Origin of the sequence: Halobiforma lacisalsi AJ5, from assembly GCF_000226975.2 — an archaeon.
GTDB classification, from domain to species: Archaea; Halobacteriota; Halobacteria; order Halobacteriales; family Natrialbaceae; genus Natronobacterium; species Natronobacterium lacisalsi.
In genome coordinates this window covers 3,600,679-3,615,560 of the sequence record NZ_CP019285.1, presented here as the reverse complement: position 1 = coordinate 3,615,560, position 14,882 = coordinate 3,600,679, and the positions used below count along the sequence as shown (strand labels likewise).

Below are 14,882 nucleotides of genomic sequence, written 5' to 3'. Positions count from 1 at the left end.
GAAGAGTTAACAGTCGATGTCGAGCGTGTAGAGTCGCTTGCGAGCGTCCGCAAAGGAAAAGCGGGAGTCGACCACGTTCTCCTCGTCGAGACGGTTCAGCGCGTAGCGGACCGTCCGCGAGGGCAGCAGGGTCTCCTCGGCGATCTGCTGTTGGGTCATCGTGTCGTTGTACTCGAGTACCTTCGCGACCAGTTTGGCGCTGGGCGGGAGGTCGCGCACGTCTTCCCAGGTTCCGCGCTCGTCGGCGTCGTCGGTCCCCTGTCGAACAGGCTCTGATGCACTCATCGTATACCCATATCGAATACAGCGTGATAATATTTTCTGTTTCTTCTAATGCACATCAGTTATCAAACGGGCGTGGATCGAACTCGAGCAGCCGCGGCGATCGGTCGGCTCTCGGACCGTCCCGGTGGGCGAACTGTTTTGACGAAGGGGCGTCCCTCTCCGCGTATGCCTTCGTGGAAACGGGTCGCGATCGTCGTACTCGTGGGAGTCGTGCTCGTCGTTGGCGGCGTTGCGGCCTATTTCTCCGTTCCGTACCACGGCTCGCAGTCGTCGATCGAGACGGTCGAGGACGATCCGCAGGTTTCAGTCACGAGGGAGGACGGGGTGACCACGCTCGAGCCGGCGGACGGGACCTCGAGCGTCGGCCTCGTCTTCTATCCGGGCGCACGGGTCGCACCGGATGCGTACTACAGTTCCCTCGCCCCGCTCGTGACGGAGGCAAACGTAACGGTTGTCGTTCCGGAGATGCCGCTCAACGTCGCGCTGCTCGATACGGACGCCGCCGACGATATCCGGAGGGAACGGACCGAGGTTCGGACCTGGTTCGTCGGCGGCCACTCCCTCGGCGGCGTCGCCGCCTGCGAGTACGCGGCGTCGAACGAGGTTCGTGGCCTCCTGCTGTTTGCCTCCTACTGCGACGCCGACGTGAGCGACCGGTCGATGGCCGTCCTGAGCGTGACCGGAAGCGCGGACGGCGTCCTCGACCGCGAGGCGTACCGCGAGAGTCGGGCGAAGCTCCCGCCGAGCGCGGAGAGCCACGAGATACGGGGGATGAACCACACGCAGTTCGGCTCCTATCACGGCCAGCGCGGGGACCGACCCGCGTCGATACCCTACGACGAGGCACACGATCGGCTGGCCGAGGTCGTCGTCCCCTGGGTCGTCGAACACTCCGAGGCGACGCGGTCTTCCTCCTCGTCCGCCTCCTCCTCTTTCTCCTTCGGCCGGATCGAACCGGCGTGACACCCTCGAGAAACGACGCTGGAACCGACGGGAAAACGACCGTCAAGCCCCCCGGATTTACCGCGATACGGACACGTATGCCCTCATAGGGGGCGGTCAGTCCGTCACGCGGGGTGTCCCGACCCGAAGTCTCTTATGAGCCAACACCCAAAGCAACGATGATGACCGACACCGTGGACGACGTCGACCTCCCGTACGACGAGGACGAGGCGTCCCAACAGGAAAAGATTCAGGCACTCGAGGAACGTCTGGAGGTCCTCGAGGCCCAAAACGAGGAGATGCGCGACAAACTCCTCGACGCGAACGCCGAGAACAACAAGTACCAACAGAAGCTCGAGCGACTGACTCACGAGAACAAGAAGCTCAAACAGTCCCCGCTGTTCGTCGCCACCGTCCAGGAGATCACGGACGAGGGCGTCATCATCAAACAACACGGGAACAACCAGGAAGCTCTGACCGAGGTCACCGAGGAGATGCGGGAAGACCTCGATCCCGACGACCGGGTGGCGGTCAACAACTCGCTGTCGATCGTCAAGAGCCTCTCGAGCGAGACGGACGTCCGCGCCCGCGTGATGGAAGTCACCGAGAGCCCGGACGTCAGCTACGAGGACATCGGCGGCCTCGAGGACCAGATGCAGGAGGTCCGCGAGACCGTGGAAATGCCGCTGAAGAACCCCGACATGTTCGACGACGTGGGGATCGACCCGCCGAGCGGCGTCCTGCTGTACGGCCCGCCGGGGACCGGGAAGACGATGCTCGCGAAGGCCGTCGCGAACCAGACCGACGCCACCTTCATCAAGATGGCCGGCTCGGAACTGGTCCACAAGTTCATCGGCGAGGGTGCGAAACTCGTCCGTGACCTCTTCAAGGTCGCCCGCGAGCACGAGCCTGCCGTGATCTTCATCGACGAGATCGACGCCATCGCCGCGAAGCGAACGGAGTCGAAGACCTCCGGCGACGCCGAGGTCCAGCGGACGATGATGCAGCTCCTGAGCGAAATGGACGGCTTCGAGGAGCGCGGCGAGATCCGGATCATCGCCGCCACGAATCGATTCGACATGCTCGACCGCGCCATCCTCCGCCCCGGCCGGTTCGACCGCCTCATCGAGGTGCCCAAGCCGAACGCGGAGGGCCGCGAGATCATCTTCGACATCCACACCCGCGGGATGAACGTCAGCGACGACGTCGACTTCGCGGAACTGGCCGAGGAGGCCGAGGACGCCTCGGGGGCCGACATCAAGGCCGTCTGTACCGAGGCGGGGATGTTCGCCATCCGCGACGACCGCACCGAGATCCGGATGGAGGACTTCTACGACGCCTGGGACAAGGTCCAGGCCGACTCCGACGACACCGCGGACGTCTCGAAGACGTTCGCGTAACGGAACGGCCGCTCGAGAACGGGAGGTCGACCTCGGTTCGTTCGGTTCGATTCGCGGTTTCGGATCTACCTTCTTCGACACACCCACGACGTAGCCCCGACTGCGCGAGGCTCGTAGCGGACGGCGAACGAAACGAAGGGACCGCGACGGAACGCGAGGAGACCGCGAGGTTATAGCGCGCTGAACGCGAGCCAGGGGAGGACGAACAGCGCGAGCGTCAGGAGCGCGAGGATCAGCAGATAGCCGACGCCCATCCCCGCTGCGGTGATCCACGACGGGTGGTCGAACTCGCTCAGATCGACTGGCATACGCGTAGTCTCCGGTGACTGACGCATAAACGTACCGGAACCGGGGACCGCACGCGCCGAGTTTCCGCTTCGACCGCCCGCCGTCGACGCTCGAGTCCAGCACCGGGACCGATACTCGTTTTTCCGTCGCGTCCGACGACCCTCGTATGGCGACTGCCGTTCTCTTCGACCTCGACGACACGCTCTACCCCTACCCGCCGTGCAACCGCGCCGGAAAGGAGGCCGCGAAGGAAGCGGCCCGGGAGCGCGGCTACGAGTTCGACGACGGGGAGTTCGAAGACTTCTACCGGACCGGACGCAGCGAGGTCAAGCGTCACCTCTCCGGCACCGCGGCCTCGCACGAACGCCTGCTGTACTTCAAGCACGCGCTCGAGGAGCACACGGGTCGTCCCCAGCCGGCGGACGCGCTCGCGCTCGGGGACGCGTACTGGAACGGGTTCCTGGATGCGATGGAGCCGTTCCCCGGCACCCGCGGGACCCTCGAGACGCTTCGGGACCGCGGGATCGACGTGGCGATCGTGACGAACCTCACGACCCGGATCCAGCTACGCAAACTCGAGCGACTCGGGATCGCCGACGACATCGACCTGCTGTTGACCTCCGAGGAGGTCGGCCGCGAGAAGCCCGATTCGGTCATGTACACGCTGCCGCTTGCGCGGCTCGACCGCCGGGCCTCGGAGGCCGTGATGGTCGGCAACTCCGTCGCCTCCGATATCGTCGGCGCGAACGCGGTCGGCATCGAGACGGTGCTTTTCAACGGCGACGTCGGCGACGAGGGCCTCGAGGGCCGTCGCGAACCCGACCACAGGATAGATAGTCTCGAGGAGCTAACTGAGCGGGTACTATGACACGACTTGAGGCCGAGCGGCGAGCCGTCGTCGAGCACGCGTCCGAACTGGCCGATCTCACGCCGGGCCGAACGGGGAACCTGAGCGTCCGCGGCGAGGGCGAGGACGCCGACGCGTTCGCGATCACGCCGACCGGCGTCCCCTACAATGCCTTCGATCTCGCGGACGTGCCGGTGGTCGGAACCGACGGCGAGCGAGTAGCCGGCGAGATGGCCCCGAGTAGCGAGGTCCCGATGCACAGCGCCATCTACCGGCGCGAGGACGTCGGCGCGATCGTCCACACCCACTCGCCGTGGACGACCGCGCTGGCCGTCGCCGACGAGCCGTTGCCGCCGATCCACTACATGATCGTCGCGGTCGGCAAGCGCGTCCCCGTCGCCGACTACGCGCCATACGGGACCGACGACCTCGCGGCGAACATCGTCGCCGCGATGGACGAGGCCGACTCGACCGCCGCGCTGATCGAGAACCACGGGCTCGTCGTCACCGCGCCGGACCTCCCGACAGCCCTCGAGAACACCCACCACGTCGAGAGCCTCGCGCGGCTGTACCTCGAGAGCCGTTCTGCGGGGCTGGAGCCACAGACGCTGTCCGACGAGCAACTCGAGACGGTCCTCGAGAAGTTCGAGTCCTACGGGCAGTAGTCGACGACCGGCAGCCGAGGGTGCGATCGACCGAGAGCACGTTCCGGGTCGTTTTTACCGGGTGACTGGCTATGGACGCGTAATGACGAAAATCGTCGTGGTGGACAACCACGGACAGTTCACGCATCTGGAGCGCCGGGCGCTTCGCGACCTCGGCGTCGACACCGAGTTGATCGACAACGAGACGCCACCCGAGGACGTCGACGCCGACGGCGTCGTTCTCTCGGGCGGCCCCGACATGGATCGGATCGGCCACTCCCCCGACTACCTCGAGGCCGACGTCCCCGTGCTTGGGATCTGTCTGGGCATGCAGTTGATCGCCGAGGAACTCGGCGGCCGCGTCGGCGGCGGCGATTACGGCGGATACGCGGACGTCACCGTCGACATCGTCGACGAGGACGACCCGCTGACCGGCTCCCTGCACCCGGAAACGCGCGTCTGGGCGAGCCACGCGGACGAGGTCAAGGAACTTCCCGAGGGGTTCGAACTGACCGCCACGAGCGACGTCTGCGGGGTCGAAGCGATGAGCGACACCGATCGCGACCTCTACGGCGTCCAGTGGCACCCCGAGGTCGCCCACACCGAGGAAGGCGACGAGATCTTCGAGAACTTCCTCGAGATCTGCGAGTCAGCCTGAGGACACGCTCTTTCTCTCACTCTCTCGTTCCGGTTTTCGGTCTCGATTTCGTCTTCCGGCGGTAACATCGGCAGTGACCACCAGGGTCTTGCTCGTTCGCCGGCATTCGGTTCGTAATGACGACCGATACGATCGGTCGGTTCGAACGCTCGCTCGCGGCCCTCGAAGTCACGAGCGAGGTCGTGCCGGCCAGTGCTGCGAGCGAGCGAATCGGCACGGCGGTCGACGATCCCGCAGTCGGTACCGCGCTCCCGTTCGAGGGGGCTTCGCTGCCCGACGCCGTGACCGCGGAGCCGACGCCCGCGGAACTCGAGAACGCCGCGACCGGCGTGACGCCGGCGTCGTTCGCGGTCGCGGAGCACGGAACGGTCGCGATCGCATCGAGCGAACGAGGCGACGAACCGGTCAGTCTCTACCCGGACCGTCACGTCGCGGTCGTCGCCGGAAGCGACGTCGTCGCCGACCTCGGGGACGGATTCGACCGACTGCTCGAGGGCTTTTCGGACGGCCGGGAGAGCGTCGTCTTCGCGACCGGCCGCAGCGCGACCGCTGACATGGGCGGGCTGGTCCACGGCGTCCACGGCCCCGGCGAGGGACACGTCGTCGTGCTGGAGGACCGGTGACGATGGCGAGCGACCCGTCCCGCGGCGAGACCGCAGAACGGCTGCGTCACCTGCTCGAGACCGAGGGAGAGATCGTCCGACCGCGAGCGAGCGAGGACAACGCCCGCCGCGAGGCGGCGTACGACGAACTGGCGGATCTCGAGACGCTGCGAACCGAAGCGAGAGCGATCAAGGAGGAGGCGATCGAGCGCCTGCCGGAGTTGATCCAAACCGTCCGAACGGCCGTCGAGGAAAACGGCGGCACGGTCTACGTTGCGGACGACGCCGCGGATGCGAACGCCTACGTAGCCGACGTCGTCGACGTCGCCGAGGCCGACGGCCGATCCGACCACGACCGACCGTCGGTCGTCAAGTCCAAGTCGATGACCACCGAGGAGATCGACCTCAACGACGCCCTGGAGCGGGAGGGGGTCGACGTCTACGAGACGGACCTCGGGGAGTGGGTGATCCAGGTCGCGGACGAGTCGCCCTCCCACATCGTCGGGCCGGCGATGCATCTCAGTCGCGAGCGAATCGCCGAGTTGCTTCGCGAGGAGTTCGATCCCGACGTCGAGTTCGAGACCGCTGCGGATCTCACGGCGTTCGCCCGCGACTACCTCGGCGAACGCATCCGCGAAGCCGACGTCGGAATCACCGGCGCGAACTTCGTCGTCGCCGACAGCGGGACGATCACGCTCGTCACGAACGAGGGCAACGCCCGCAAGTGTGCGGTCACGCCGGACACCCACGTCGCCGTCGCCGGAATCGAGAAACTGATCCCGTCGATGGAAGACCTCGAGCCGTTCGTGAACCTGATCGCCAGGAGCGCGACGGGCCAGCCGATCTCCCAGTACGTGACGATGCTTACGCCCCCGACGCCGTCGCCGACGCTCGAGTTCGACGGTCCCGACGCCGACGAGCCGATCACCGCGTCGGACGGGGAGTCGGACCGCGAGTTCCACCTCGTCCTGCTCGACAACGGCCGGACGGCGATGCGCGAGGACGACCAGCTCAGGGAGACGCTGTACTGTATCCGCTGTGGTGCCTGCTCGAACGCCTGTGTGAACTTCCAGTCGGTCGGCGGCCACGGCTTCGGCGGCGAGACCTACTCCGGGGGGATCGCGACCGGCTGGGAGGCCGGCCTTCACGGTCAGGACGCCGCAGCCGAGTTCAACGACCTCTGTACTGGCTGTACGCGCTGTGTCGATGCCTGTCCGGTCGAGATCGACATCCCGTGGATCAACACCGTCGTTCGCGATCGGATCAACCGCGGGAAAGACCCCGGGACCTACGATTTTCTCGTCGACGGGCTTACGCCCGACGCAGAGTCCGGGTCGGGCGTCCCCCTCGACAAGCGGTTCTTCGGGAACGTCGGGACCGTCGCGAAACTGGCGAGCGCGACCGCGCCGCTCTCGAACTGGCTCGCCGGCACGGGTCCGGTTCGCGCGCTCCTCGAGCGAACCATCGGGATCGACCGGCGACGGGACCTCCCTGTGTTCCAGCGCCAGTCGCTCGTCGACTGGTTCGAGGCGAACGGCGGCGCCGAGGCGTCCCGACGCCGCGCTCGAGTGGGGACGGCCCTCGAGCGCGAGGCGGTCCTCTACCCCGACGTCTACACGAACTACGTCGACGTCGCTCGGGGGAAGGCTACCGTCCGGACGCTCGAGGCACTCGGCGTGCCCGTCTCGGTTCCGTCTCTCCCGGAAAGCGGCCGCGCAGCGCTCTCCCAGGGGATGATCGCGACGGCGGATCGACGGGCGAGCGAACTCTACGGGGAACTCGCCGCGGACATCGATGCCGGCCGGGACGTGGTCGTGATCGAACCCTCCGACTTGGCTGCCTTTCGGCGGGAGTACGAACGACTGCTCCCCGAGGCGTCGTTCGAGCGGCTCCGGTCGAACAGCTACGAGATCTGTGAGTACGTCTACGGCCTCCTCGAGAACGGCGCTGACGTCGGGGCGCTCTCGACCGCCGACGGCGACGAACCGATCGCCTACCACTCCCACTGCCAGCAGCGCACGCTCGATCTGGAGGCCCCGACGACGGCCGTCCTCGAGCGGTGTGGCTATACACCGGAGACGACGGGTAGCGAGTGCTGTGGCATGGCCGGTTCGTTCGGCTACAAGCGGGAGTACTACGACGTGAGCGTGGACGCGGGGGAGCAACTGGCGGAGGAACTCGAGGGGAGTGAGCGGGTGGTCGCTTCCGGGACGTCCTGTAGCGACCAGCTCGAGACGCTACTCGAGCGGCCGGTACCGCACCCGATCGAGGTACTGGGGCCGGATCGCTAGGCGCGTTCGCCGGCGATCCGTTCGGCCCGCGCCCGTAACTGCTCGAGGACTCGCGGCGGGCCCCGACACCGGATCGTCACCGCGTCGTCGTAGTCGACGGTTTCGACGGACGTTCGGTCGTAGGCCCGCGAGACGAGCGTCATCGCCTCGTCGCAGTTGGGGACCTCGAGGGCCGCAGCGTCGGTGGGCAACCGCTTCAGAATCCGGTCGCGAAGGCGTTCGAGGTTCGTCCCCTCGAGTACGCTCACCGGGATCGGATTGGCGGCCGCCGGTGGCAACCGTTTCTCGGCGAGGTCCAGTCGGCGCCCTCGAGCGTCAGCCGGGAGGCAGTCGACCTTGTTCAACGCCGGGACGATCCGTTCGTCCTCGACGCCCTGGGATTTCAGTACCGCGAGTGAGACGTCGAGCCGTTCCCGAAACAGCGGTTCGGGATCGCTCGCGTCGACCACGAGCACGACGGCGTCGGCCGCACCCGCCTCGGATAGCGTCGAACTGAACGACTCGACGAGATCGTGCGGGAGGTCGTCGACGAACCCGACCGTGTCCGTCACGAGCAGCGGTCGGCCGTCGACCGTCGCCCGACGGGTCGTCGTCTCGAGCGTCTCGAACAACCGGTCCCGGACGGTTGCGGTAGCGCCTTTCTCCGTACTGGCGTCGCCCACCTCGCGGCTCGAGTTCCGGAGCGACAGCTCGTCCGCGAGTCGGCGCAGCAGCGTCGACTTCCCCGCGTTCGTGTAGCCGGCGAGCGTGACGAGGTCGAACCCCTCCTCACGGCGGCGTGCGCGGAACTGTGCCGCCGGTTCGGGGAGTTCCTCGAGTTTCCGCTCGAGTCGATCGATCCGGTCGCGCACGTCGTAGACGGGCGATCCCTTCTCGGTCATCTCGTTGAGCATGCCCTCGTCGGCCGACTCGATCAGCCGCGGCAGGTCGTACCGGAGCTGGGCGAGTTCGACCTGTCGCTTCGCCCGTCTCGAGCCTGCGCCCGCCTCGAAAATCTCGAGGACGAGTCGGTGGCGGTCGACGACCGCCGTACCGTCGGGCATCGCCGACTCGAGGGCGTGGTGTTGGCCCGGCGTGAGTTCGTCGTCGACGACGACGCGGTGGGCATCGCTCGCGGCCACGGTCTCGGCGAGTTCGGCGACCTTTCCGCGACCGAAGTAGGTTCCTGGATCCGCTCGGCCGGCCTGGGTTACGGTGGCGACGAGCTCGTCGCCTGCCGCCCGGACGAGCGCTTCTATCTCGTTCGTCTCGATGGGGGTGGTCTCCGATTTCTTCGCGACGGCTGTTCGTCTCTCTGCGTTGTGCGTTCGTGACATGGGGTTGGTGGCGTCATGGCTATCGAGTAAACGATACGGTCCGGCGGCTATCGCCGGGAAGCACGCGGCACTCACCACTCACGGAAGTGTAGCTACTATCGCGAGGCGAGAGCGCCGAACTACTGAGAAGAGGTCTCCATAGTCCTCGACGTTCGATTCACGGGAACGATACTTATCAGTTGTGGCCCACGTGAGAACGGCGAGTAGCGAGCGGTCGACCGGAAAGTCGGGTATCGATTACTGCCCGAACAGTTCGTCGACCGCCCGTCGCGCCGCAAGCGCGGCGTCGTCCGCGACTCGCTCCGGATCCGGTCCGTCCTCCTCGTCCGGAGCGTTGAGGTAGACATCGACCTCGAGAACGCCGTCCTCGAAGGTGATAGTCACGTCGTAATCGCGGACCTCGGACTGCTTGTACCGCGAGAAGATCAGCCCTTCCGCGGCGTCCGACGCCGTCTGGACGACGGTCTCGTCGGACGGCCCGTCTGTCTCGCTGCCTACGTCGGCGTCCGCGTCGGTATCCGAGGTCATGTGTCGAGGGAATCGAGTCGATTATCGGTCGCTACGAGTACGAGTTTACGCGCCACCCGCGCCCGGACCGCCCGGACCCGCGGGGCCGCCCATGCCGCCGGCGCCGCCGAGCAGCTCCTCGAGGTCGTCCTGGAGGTCCTCGAACTGCTCCTGGACGCGGTCCTCCTGCTTCTCGAGGGTCTCGAGGCGGAGTTCGAGCGTGTCGACCTTGTCCTCGAGGTCGTCCTCGGCCTCGTCGTATTCGGTCTCGACGAGGAGTTCGCCGACCTGTCGGTACATGGTCGTTCCTTCGTCGATGTTCTCGAGTTCGGTGAGGGCGTTCTGGGCCTCGGTGAGGCTGTTTTCGGCCTCCTGCTTCTGGACGGCGACTTCCTGGGCTGTCTCCTGAAGATCCTGGAGCTGTTCGATTTTCTCCTGTGCTTCCGGCGGCAGGTTTCCTTGCATATCTCGACCCTCGCCCTCCGGACTGATAAAGCCAAGCTTTGTCGTCGAGAGTGAGCGATCGTCGGCACACGGTCGATCTTCGGGGTTCGAGGTCGTCACACGAGTCCGCGGCTTGTGCGGCCCGACGTGCCCAACGCCAGGCCGTGAACGGCTCGTGTGGGCGGGGTTGCAAAGCAACACTCGTGTAGGCCCGGTTGCAAACATGGCAATCCTTTTCCCCGGCCGTCAAGAACCCGAGGGTATGACGGACGACAACGAAGCCGAATCCGGTGCGAACGGAGAAGGAGACGACAGCGAGGAGAAATCCTTCCGAGAGCGCGTCGAAGAGATCCGCGAGAAGCGCGCCGAGGAAGGCGAAGAGGGCGAGGCCCCCGAGAGTCCGTTCGGTGGCGGCGGTGGCGGTCCCGGCGGCATGGGCGGCGGCGGCAACCCCTTCGCACAGATGATGGGCGGCATGATGGGTGGCGGCCCCGGCGGTCCGGGCGGCCGCGGTGGTCAGGACGAGAGCAACGAGGAACTCGTCCGTGAGGTGCGACAGCTGCGAGACGAGATGCGCGACCAGACTCGCGCGCTCAAGCGGATCGCCGACGCGCTCGAGGACGACTAACCACGACTAGCCACGACTAACCGGCGATCGATCGGCTACGAGTGCCGGCGTGCGGGCAGCTTACGCCCGGAACGGACGAACGATCGCAGTCCTACTCCTTTCGACGACGCCTTCCGCCGACATCGATAGCACTGCCCTCGAACAGCGGTTACCCTTCCTCGCCGCTCGAGTCGGTCGGTTCGACGGCGCGGTCGCGCTCGGGGTCCCGCGTCTCTCGTGGCCTCTTTCCCGAGTGTCCGCTCGGTTCGGACTGGGGCGGAACCCGGCTCTCGAGCCAGTTTCGGACCGACCACTGCCCGACCAGCAACCCGGAGAGGGTGACGCTCACGTAGGCGAGTGCGACGCCCGCGAGGACGTCGATCGCCCAGTGGATCCCCAGGTACATCGTCGACACGGCGACCGAGAGCGCGACCCAGAGGGCGACGAGGGCCCACTTCGGATAGATCTCCCGTGTTCGGTACGCCAGGAAGGCGACGGTCGTCGCCAGCGATGTGTGCAACGAAGGGAAGACGTTCGTGTTGCGGTTGACCTGCCGCGTGAGGTGCTGGTATCGCGGGTACGTGTCGTACAGGAGGGCATCGACCAGTTCCGGCATCATGTTTCGCGGCCCGTAGGCGATCACGAAGACGTAACAGACCAGCCCGAGCGTGTAGTTCAACGTGTAGGCCGCCAGCAACTCCCGGAGCGGGCGCGTGTTCGAGAGCGCGAAGTAGGCAACGATCGGGAAGACGAGCAGGAAGACGTAGGCGTAGATGTAGACGAACGAAAAGTACGCCGTTAACTCCGGCGTCGCCTGGGACTGCAGCCAGACGATGAACGACCCCTCGAGGGCCTCGATCTGTCCCGTCCGTTCCCAGCCGATCATCCACGAGAGGTCCGGAACCGTCTGTCTGGCAACACCGTTCCCGAGCAATACGGCTACGAGAACGACCGTGATCGGTGCGGCCTCCTGTACGCGCTCGCGCCACTCGAGGCGCGTGTCCCGGAGCCGGTAGCGGCCGACGAAGGCGGCCGTCGCGGCGATCAGCATGACGGTGACGACGACGACGAGCCGAAGCAGGACCTCGAGAAGCATTACCGACTCACCCGTGTACGGAGTCGGCCGTTCGCGTCGTACCTGAACCCTGCCGCCTCGAACGCCGCCCGCGCAGCCTCGACGTCGACTTCGCCGTCCTGTCCGAGGAAGGGTGTCGCGGGGTCGCCGTTCCCGTCGGCGCCCCTGGCGAGGTCGTCCGGGACCCACTCCTGATCCACGAGCGGCGCCGTGATCGGCCGGGCGTAGCCGTCGAACACCTCGTCGACGACCCACGCCTTGTCGATCAGTCGTGCCACCGTTCGCCGGAATCGGGGATTGCTGAACGGCGCTTTACGCGCGTTGAAACCCAGATGGTAGAACGATCGCGGCGGCGACTCGAGCACCTCGAGGTCGTCGGCCTCGGCGGCGGCCTCGATCACGTCGTCGAGCACGTAGCTCTCGAGCGTCGACGTGGTGACGTCGGCGTCGTCGTCGGAAACGAGTTCGACGGCCGACGTGCTCCGGGGGTCGATGGCGACCCGCATCTCGGACGCGGTCGGCGCGGGGAGATCGACGCCCTCGCGTAGCGTGAAGTGGTCGTCGTTGCGCTCGAGGGTGACGTGTTCCCGGTCCGTTCGGTCGGCGAACGCGAAGGGGCCGCTCCCGATCGGCGGGACGTTGTCCACGACGAGCGCCTCGGTGACCCCTTCGGCGATGCGGACGCCGGTGACGTCGGCGGCCGCCGACCGCTCTCGCCAGACGTGTTCCGGCAGGATCGGGACCGTCAGCGCGGCGGCGACCGCTGGGCTCGCGTCCTCGAGCGAGCGTCGGAACCGGAACTCGACCTCGTGGTCGTTGCCGGCCGCGTCGACCGCTTCGACGGGGGCGACCTGGCCGCGATGGCGCGGCGACGGGGTCGGAACCCGGTCGTCGCCGAGGGTCGTATCCGAGAGGAACCGGTAGGTGAAGGCGACGTCGTCGGCGGTTACCTGTCGTCCATCGTGGAACGGACAGTCCTCGCGGAGCCGTACCGTCAGTACGTCGTCCTCGAGGGTCCAGGAGTCGGCGAGCCAGGGGCGGAGGTCGGGTCCCGTGGCATCGGCGTCGTCCGCATCGGTCTCCCTGTCCGGGTTTTCGTCTCCTGTCGTTCCCCCGTCTCCCTCGTCCTCCTCATCCGCGTTCTCGCCGTCCTCTCCGTCCTCCCCATCCTCACCGTCCTCACCGTCTGACTCGAGTCCCGAATCCTCGAGCAGGTCTGCATCGACCGCGAGCGTATCGTATAGCAATCCGGTGAACAGCCCCCGGTTTCGGTATTCGGCCGACAGCGGATTGAGGTTCTGCGAGGGGCGGGCGTCCGTGTGGACGGCCCGGAGTCGGCTGTCGTCGTTTCCACTCTCGTTCTCCCGGTCGAGAACCTCGAGTCCGAGATATCCCGGCGGAGTCGCCGGGTGTCGATCCTCCCAGCCGTCGAAGCGGTCGGTCCGCGCCAGTCGGTACTCCCGGGGCGCACAGATCGGGACGAACGGCTGCTCGGCGGCGAACGCCGACAGCGTCTCCGCGATGGCGTCGCGTCGCTCGCGGTCGCCGGCGTCGCGCTGGCGCTCGAGGCGCTCGTCGAACGTGAGGTTCGTGAACCCGAACGGGTTCTGCCAGCCCGCCTCGTCGGCGTACCGCGAGTGGAGTGCCTCGTAGAGGTAGGACGGCTCGGTCCCGGTCGGGTAGCGGCCGACGTACACGTCGAACTCGTGGTTGATCAGCGTCTCCCGCAGGAACTCCTCGTGGGAGCGCATCGCGATCGAGACGTCGACGCCGACCGCCTCGAGCGCGTTCCGGATCGCTCGGGAGAGCTGGATGCTTTCGCGGTCGCCGTCGGCGGGCAGCGTGGTGATCGTCAGCGACAGGTGGTCGATTCCGTCGCGGTTGACCGCGTTGCGAACTTCCCGAACGCAGCCGGCCGTCGCCGCCGTCAGCCCGGTCGCGGCGAGCATCGCGCGGCGGCTCGTCGTCGGACCTCGGCCGTGGCGGTCGCTCTCGGCATCGCGACGCGGCGTCTCGGCGGAGGGGGGAGCGGGCTCTGGCATCTCGTCTCTCGTTCGTTTGTCTCTGTTCGCCAGGGGTGATATAACAGTATTGCGCTGGAACGGCCGGTCTTTGGCTTTCGAACGCAACGCGGCCGTCACTCGAGTCCGACCCGCTCGCGAAGCGTCGACGCCCACCCTCGACCCACGAGGGACACCGAGAGCACGACCGAGACGGCCGCCAGGACGATTCCGGCGACGACGTCGGTCGCCCAGTGCATTCCCAGGTACATCGTCGAGATGGCGACCGAGACCGCGAGGACGCCGGCGACCGGAAACCACGCTGAGTACGTCGACCGCGTCCGGTAGGCGAAGATCGCTACCGTCGCCGAAAGCGAGGTATGCAGCGAGGGGAAGACGTTGGTGTAGCGGTTGACCTGTCGCGTGAGATGCTGATACTCCGGGTTAGAATTGTACAGCATCGTCTCGGCGAACGCCTCGGGCATCACGTTGCGCGGGCCGAGCGCGATCACGACCAGGTAACAGGCCAGCCCGATCGCGTAGTTCAGCGCGTACGCCGCCAGGAGCCGCCGTAACCGGACCGTGTCGGACAGCGCGACGTACGCGAGAATCGGGAAGACGAGCAGGAACGTGTAGCCGTAGACGTACACGACCGAGAAGTACGCCGTCAGTGCCGGCGTCTCGATCGACTGGAAGACGAAGACGAACTCGCCCTCGAGGTCGTAGAGCGTCGAGGTCATGTGGACGCCAACCTCGTCGGAGAGACGCGGGGCCGAGGATCGCAATAGCCGGTTCACGACGAGAACGACGGCGAGTACCGCAACGACTGGTGCGCTCTCCCGGAGCCGTTGGCGCCACTCCCGCCGGAAGGAGGCGAGACGCTCCCGCCCGACGAACGCGACCAGCGCGAGCGGCAGGAGACAGCCCACTGCGACGACGACGCGGAGCAACATCTCGGTGAACATATCCGTACGTA

The 14,882-nt window shown here is 66.7% G+C and carries 16 protein-coding genes; 8 read left to right on the top strand and 8 right to left on the bottom strand.

Annotated elements, in window-relative coordinates; genetic code table 11:
* Positions 1–6: 6 nt before the first annotated feature.
* Positions 7–285 carry a MarR family transcriptional regulator gene (locus CHINAEXTREME_RS17565; protein ID WP_007142490.1) on the bottom strand — a complete coding sequence of 93 codons (279 nt, stop codon included), beginning with the start codon at positions 283–285 and terminating at the stop codon, positions 7–9.
* Positions 286–450: 165 nt separating this feature from the next.
* Here CHINAEXTREME_RS17565 and CHINAEXTREME_RS17560 point away from each other — a divergent pair, with 165 nt between their 5' ends.
* Together CHINAEXTREME_RS17560 and pan1 are read left to right on the top strand one after the other, a co-directional pair.
* The gene (locus CHINAEXTREME_RS17560; protein WP_007142489.1) at positions 451–1,248 is read left to right on the top strand and encodes an alpha/beta hydrolase; all 798 of its coding nucleotides are present in this window, start codon (positions 451–453) and stop codon (positions 1,246–1,248) included.
* A 161-nt stretch (positions 1,249–1,409) separates the two neighbouring features.
* Positions 1,410–2,627 carry a proteasome-activating nucleotidase Pan1 gene (gene pan1, locus CHINAEXTREME_RS17555; RefSeq protein WP_007142488.1) on the top strand — a complete coding sequence of 406 codons (1,218 nt, stop codon included), beginning with the start codon at positions 1,410–1,412 and terminating at the stop codon, positions 2,625–2,627.
* Positions 2,628–2,797: 170 nt separating this feature from the next.
* On the opposite strand, the gene CHINAEXTREME_RS21940 is transcribed toward pan1, so the two are convergent.
* On the bottom strand, positions 2,798–2,935 hold the full coding sequence (locus CHINAEXTREME_RS21940; protein ID WP_007142487.1) for a hypothetical protein: 138 nt from the start codon (positions 2,933–2,935) through the stop codon (positions 2,798–2,800).
* A gap of 146 nt (positions 2,936–3,081) precedes the next feature.
* Here CHINAEXTREME_RS21940 and CHINAEXTREME_RS17550 point away from each other — a divergent pair, with 146 nt between their 5' ends.
* The 5 genes from CHINAEXTREME_RS17550 (at position 3,082) to CHINAEXTREME_RS17530 (ending at position 7,957) form a co-directional block, all read left to right on the top strand.
* Positions 3,082–3,783 carry an HAD family hydrolase gene (locus CHINAEXTREME_RS17550; protein ID WP_007142486.1) on the top strand — a complete coding sequence of 234 codons (702 nt, stop codon included), beginning with the start codon at positions 3,082–3,084 and terminating at the stop codon, positions 3,781–3,783.
* Positions 3,780–4,427 (top strand): class II aldolase/adducin family protein, encoded by a 648-nt coding sequence (locus tag CHINAEXTREME_RS17545; protein WP_007142485.1) that lies wholly within the window; start codon positions 3,780–3,782, stop codon positions 4,425–4,427. The genes CHINAEXTREME_RS17550 and CHINAEXTREME_RS17545 overlap by 4 nt, the downstream gene beginning before the upstream one ends.
* Before the next feature lie 82 nt (positions 4,428–4,509).
* Positions 4,510–5,064: a GMP synthase subunit A gene (locus CHINAEXTREME_RS17540; RefSeq protein WP_007142484.1), complete on the top strand. Its 555-nt coding sequence runs from the start codon at positions 4,510–4,512 to the stop codon at positions 5,062–5,064.
* A 116-nt stretch (positions 5,065–5,180) separates the two neighbouring features.
* Complete coding sequence (locus CHINAEXTREME_RS17535) at positions 5,181–5,687, top strand: LUD domain-containing protein (RefSeq protein ID WP_007142483.1); 507 nt, start codon at positions 5,181–5,183, stop codon at positions 5,685–5,687.
* A gap of 2 nt (positions 5,688–5,689) precedes the next feature.
* Positions 5,690–7,957, top strand: coding sequence for an LUD domain-containing protein (locus tag CHINAEXTREME_RS17530; protein WP_044961758.1), 2,268 nt, complete (start codon positions 5,690–5,692; stop codon positions 7,955–7,957).
* Here CHINAEXTREME_RS17530 and hflX read toward each other — a convergent pair.
* The 3 genes from hflX to CHINAEXTREME_RS17515 form a co-directional block, all read right to left on the bottom strand.
* The gene (gene hflX, locus CHINAEXTREME_RS17525) at positions 7,954–9,273 is read right to left on the bottom strand and encodes a GTPase HflX (protein WP_007142481.1); all 1,320 of its coding nucleotides are present in this window, start codon (positions 9,271–9,273) and stop codon (positions 7,954–7,956) included. The two genes, CHINAEXTREME_RS17530 and hflX, sit on opposite strands and share 4 nt — an antisense overlap.
* Positions 9,274–9,510: 237 nt before the next feature.
* Entirely contained in the window at positions 9,511–9,801 is a 291-nt protein-coding gene (locus tag CHINAEXTREME_RS17520; RefSeq protein WP_007142480.1) for a hypothetical protein, read from the bottom strand.
* A 45-nt stretch (positions 9,802–9,846) separates the two neighbouring features.
* Positions 9,847–10,245 (bottom strand): prefoldin subunit beta, encoded by a 399-nt coding sequence (locus tag CHINAEXTREME_RS17515; RefSeq protein WP_007142479.1) that lies wholly within the window; start codon positions 10,243–10,245, stop codon positions 9,847–9,849.
* Positions 10,246–10,447: 202 nt separating this feature from the next.
* On the opposite strand from CHINAEXTREME_RS17515, the gene CHINAEXTREME_RS17510 reads away from it, so the two are divergent.
* On the top strand, positions 10,448–10,852 hold the full coding sequence (locus tag CHINAEXTREME_RS17510; protein ID WP_193790380.1) for a hypothetical protein: 405 nt from the start codon (positions 10,448–10,450) through the stop codon (positions 10,850–10,852).
* Between the two features lie 148 nt (positions 10,853–11,000).
* Here CHINAEXTREME_RS17510 and CHINAEXTREME_RS17505 read toward each other — a convergent pair whose 3' ends face one another.
* The 3 genes from CHINAEXTREME_RS17505 to CHINAEXTREME_RS17495 all read right to left on the bottom strand — a co-directional run bounded on the left by CHINAEXTREME_RS17505 (position 11,001) and on the right by CHINAEXTREME_RS17495 (position 14,871).
* Positions 11,001–11,927: a phosphatase PAP2 family protein gene (locus tag CHINAEXTREME_RS17505; protein WP_007142477.1), complete on the bottom strand. Its 927-nt coding sequence runs from the start codon at positions 11,925–11,927 to the stop codon at positions 11,001–11,003.
* A complete protein-coding gene (locus CHINAEXTREME_RS17500) occupies positions 11,927–13,948 on the bottom strand; it encodes an ABC transporter substrate-binding protein (RefSeq protein ID WP_007142476.1) in 2,022 nt (673 codons plus the stop codon). The genes CHINAEXTREME_RS17505 and CHINAEXTREME_RS17500 overlap by 1 nt, the downstream gene beginning before the upstream one ends.
* Positions 13,949–14,043: 95 nt before the next feature.
* Positions 14,044–14,871 carry a phosphatase PAP2 family protein gene (locus CHINAEXTREME_RS17495; RefSeq protein WP_007142475.1) on the bottom strand — a complete coding sequence of 276 codons (828 nt, stop codon included), beginning with the start codon at positions 14,869–14,871 and terminating at the stop codon, positions 14,044–14,046.
* Positions 14,872–14,882 lie beyond the last annotated feature (11 nt).

Excerpts from the sequence above, each read along its gene's own strand:
- pan1 (WP_007142488.1), top strand. The coding sequence starts at position 1,410 with ATGACCGACACCGTGGACGACGTCGACCTCCCGTACGACGAGGACGAG.
- CHINAEXTREME_RS17510 (WP_193790380.1), top strand. The coding sequence starts at position 10,448 with ATGGCAATCCTTTTCCCCGGCCGTCAAGAACCCGAGGGTATGACGGAC.
- CHINAEXTREME_RS17505 (WP_007142477.1), bottom strand. The coding sequence starts at position 11,927 with ATGCTTCTCGAGGTCCTGCTTCGGCTCGTCGTCGTCGTCACCGTCATG.
- CHINAEXTREME_RS17560 (WP_007142489.1), top strand. The coding sequence starts at position 451 with ATGCCTTCGTGGAAACGGGTCGCGATCGTCGTACTCGTGGGAGTCGTG.
- CHINAEXTREME_RS17545 (WP_007142485.1), top strand. The coding sequence starts at position 3,780 with ATGACACGACTTGAGGCCGAGCGGCGAGCCGTCGTCGAGCACGCGTCC.
- CHINAEXTREME_RS17515 (WP_007142479.1), bottom strand. The coding sequence starts at position 10,245 with ATGCAAGGAAACCTGCCGCCGGAAGCACAGGAGAAAATCGAACAGCTC.
- CHINAEXTREME_RS17530 (WP_044961758.1), top strand. The coding sequence starts at position 5,690 with ATGGCGAGCGACCCGTCCCGCGGCGAGACCGCAGAACGGCTGCGTCAC.
- CHINAEXTREME_RS17495 (WP_007142475.1), bottom strand. The coding sequence starts at position 14,871 with ATGTTCACCGAGATGTTGCTCCGCGTCGTCGTCGCAGTGGGCTGTCTC.
- hflX (WP_007142481.1), bottom strand. The coding sequence starts at position 9,273 with ATGTCACGAACGCACAACGCAGAGAGACGAACAGCCGTCGCGAAGAAA.
- CHINAEXTREME_RS17550 (WP_007142486.1), top strand. The coding sequence starts at position 3,082 with ATGGCGACTGCCGTTCTCTTCGACCTCGACGACACGCTCTACCCCTAC.
- CHINAEXTREME_RS17540 (WP_007142484.1), top strand. The coding sequence starts at position 4,510 with ATGACGAAAATCGTCGTGGTGGACAACCACGGACAGTTCACGCATCTG.
- CHINAEXTREME_RS17500 (WP_007142476.1), bottom strand. The coding sequence starts at position 13,948 with ATGCCAGAGCCCGCTCCCCCCTCCGCCGAGACGCCGCGTCGCGATGCC.
- CHINAEXTREME_RS21940 (WP_007142487.1), bottom strand. The coding sequence starts at position 2,935 with ATGCCAGTCGATCTGAGCGAGTTCGACCACCCGTCGTGGATCACCGCA.
- CHINAEXTREME_RS17565 (WP_007142490.1), bottom strand. The coding sequence starts at position 285 with ATGAGTGCATCAGAGCCTGTTCGACAGGGGACCGACGACGCCGACGAG.
- CHINAEXTREME_RS17535 (WP_007142483.1), top strand. The coding sequence starts at position 5,181 with ATGACGACCGATACGATCGGTCGGTTCGAACGCTCGCTCGCGGCCCTC.
- CHINAEXTREME_RS17520 (WP_007142480.1), bottom strand. The coding sequence starts at position 9,801 with ATGACCTCGGATACCGACGCGGACGCCGACGTAGGCAGCGAGACAGAC.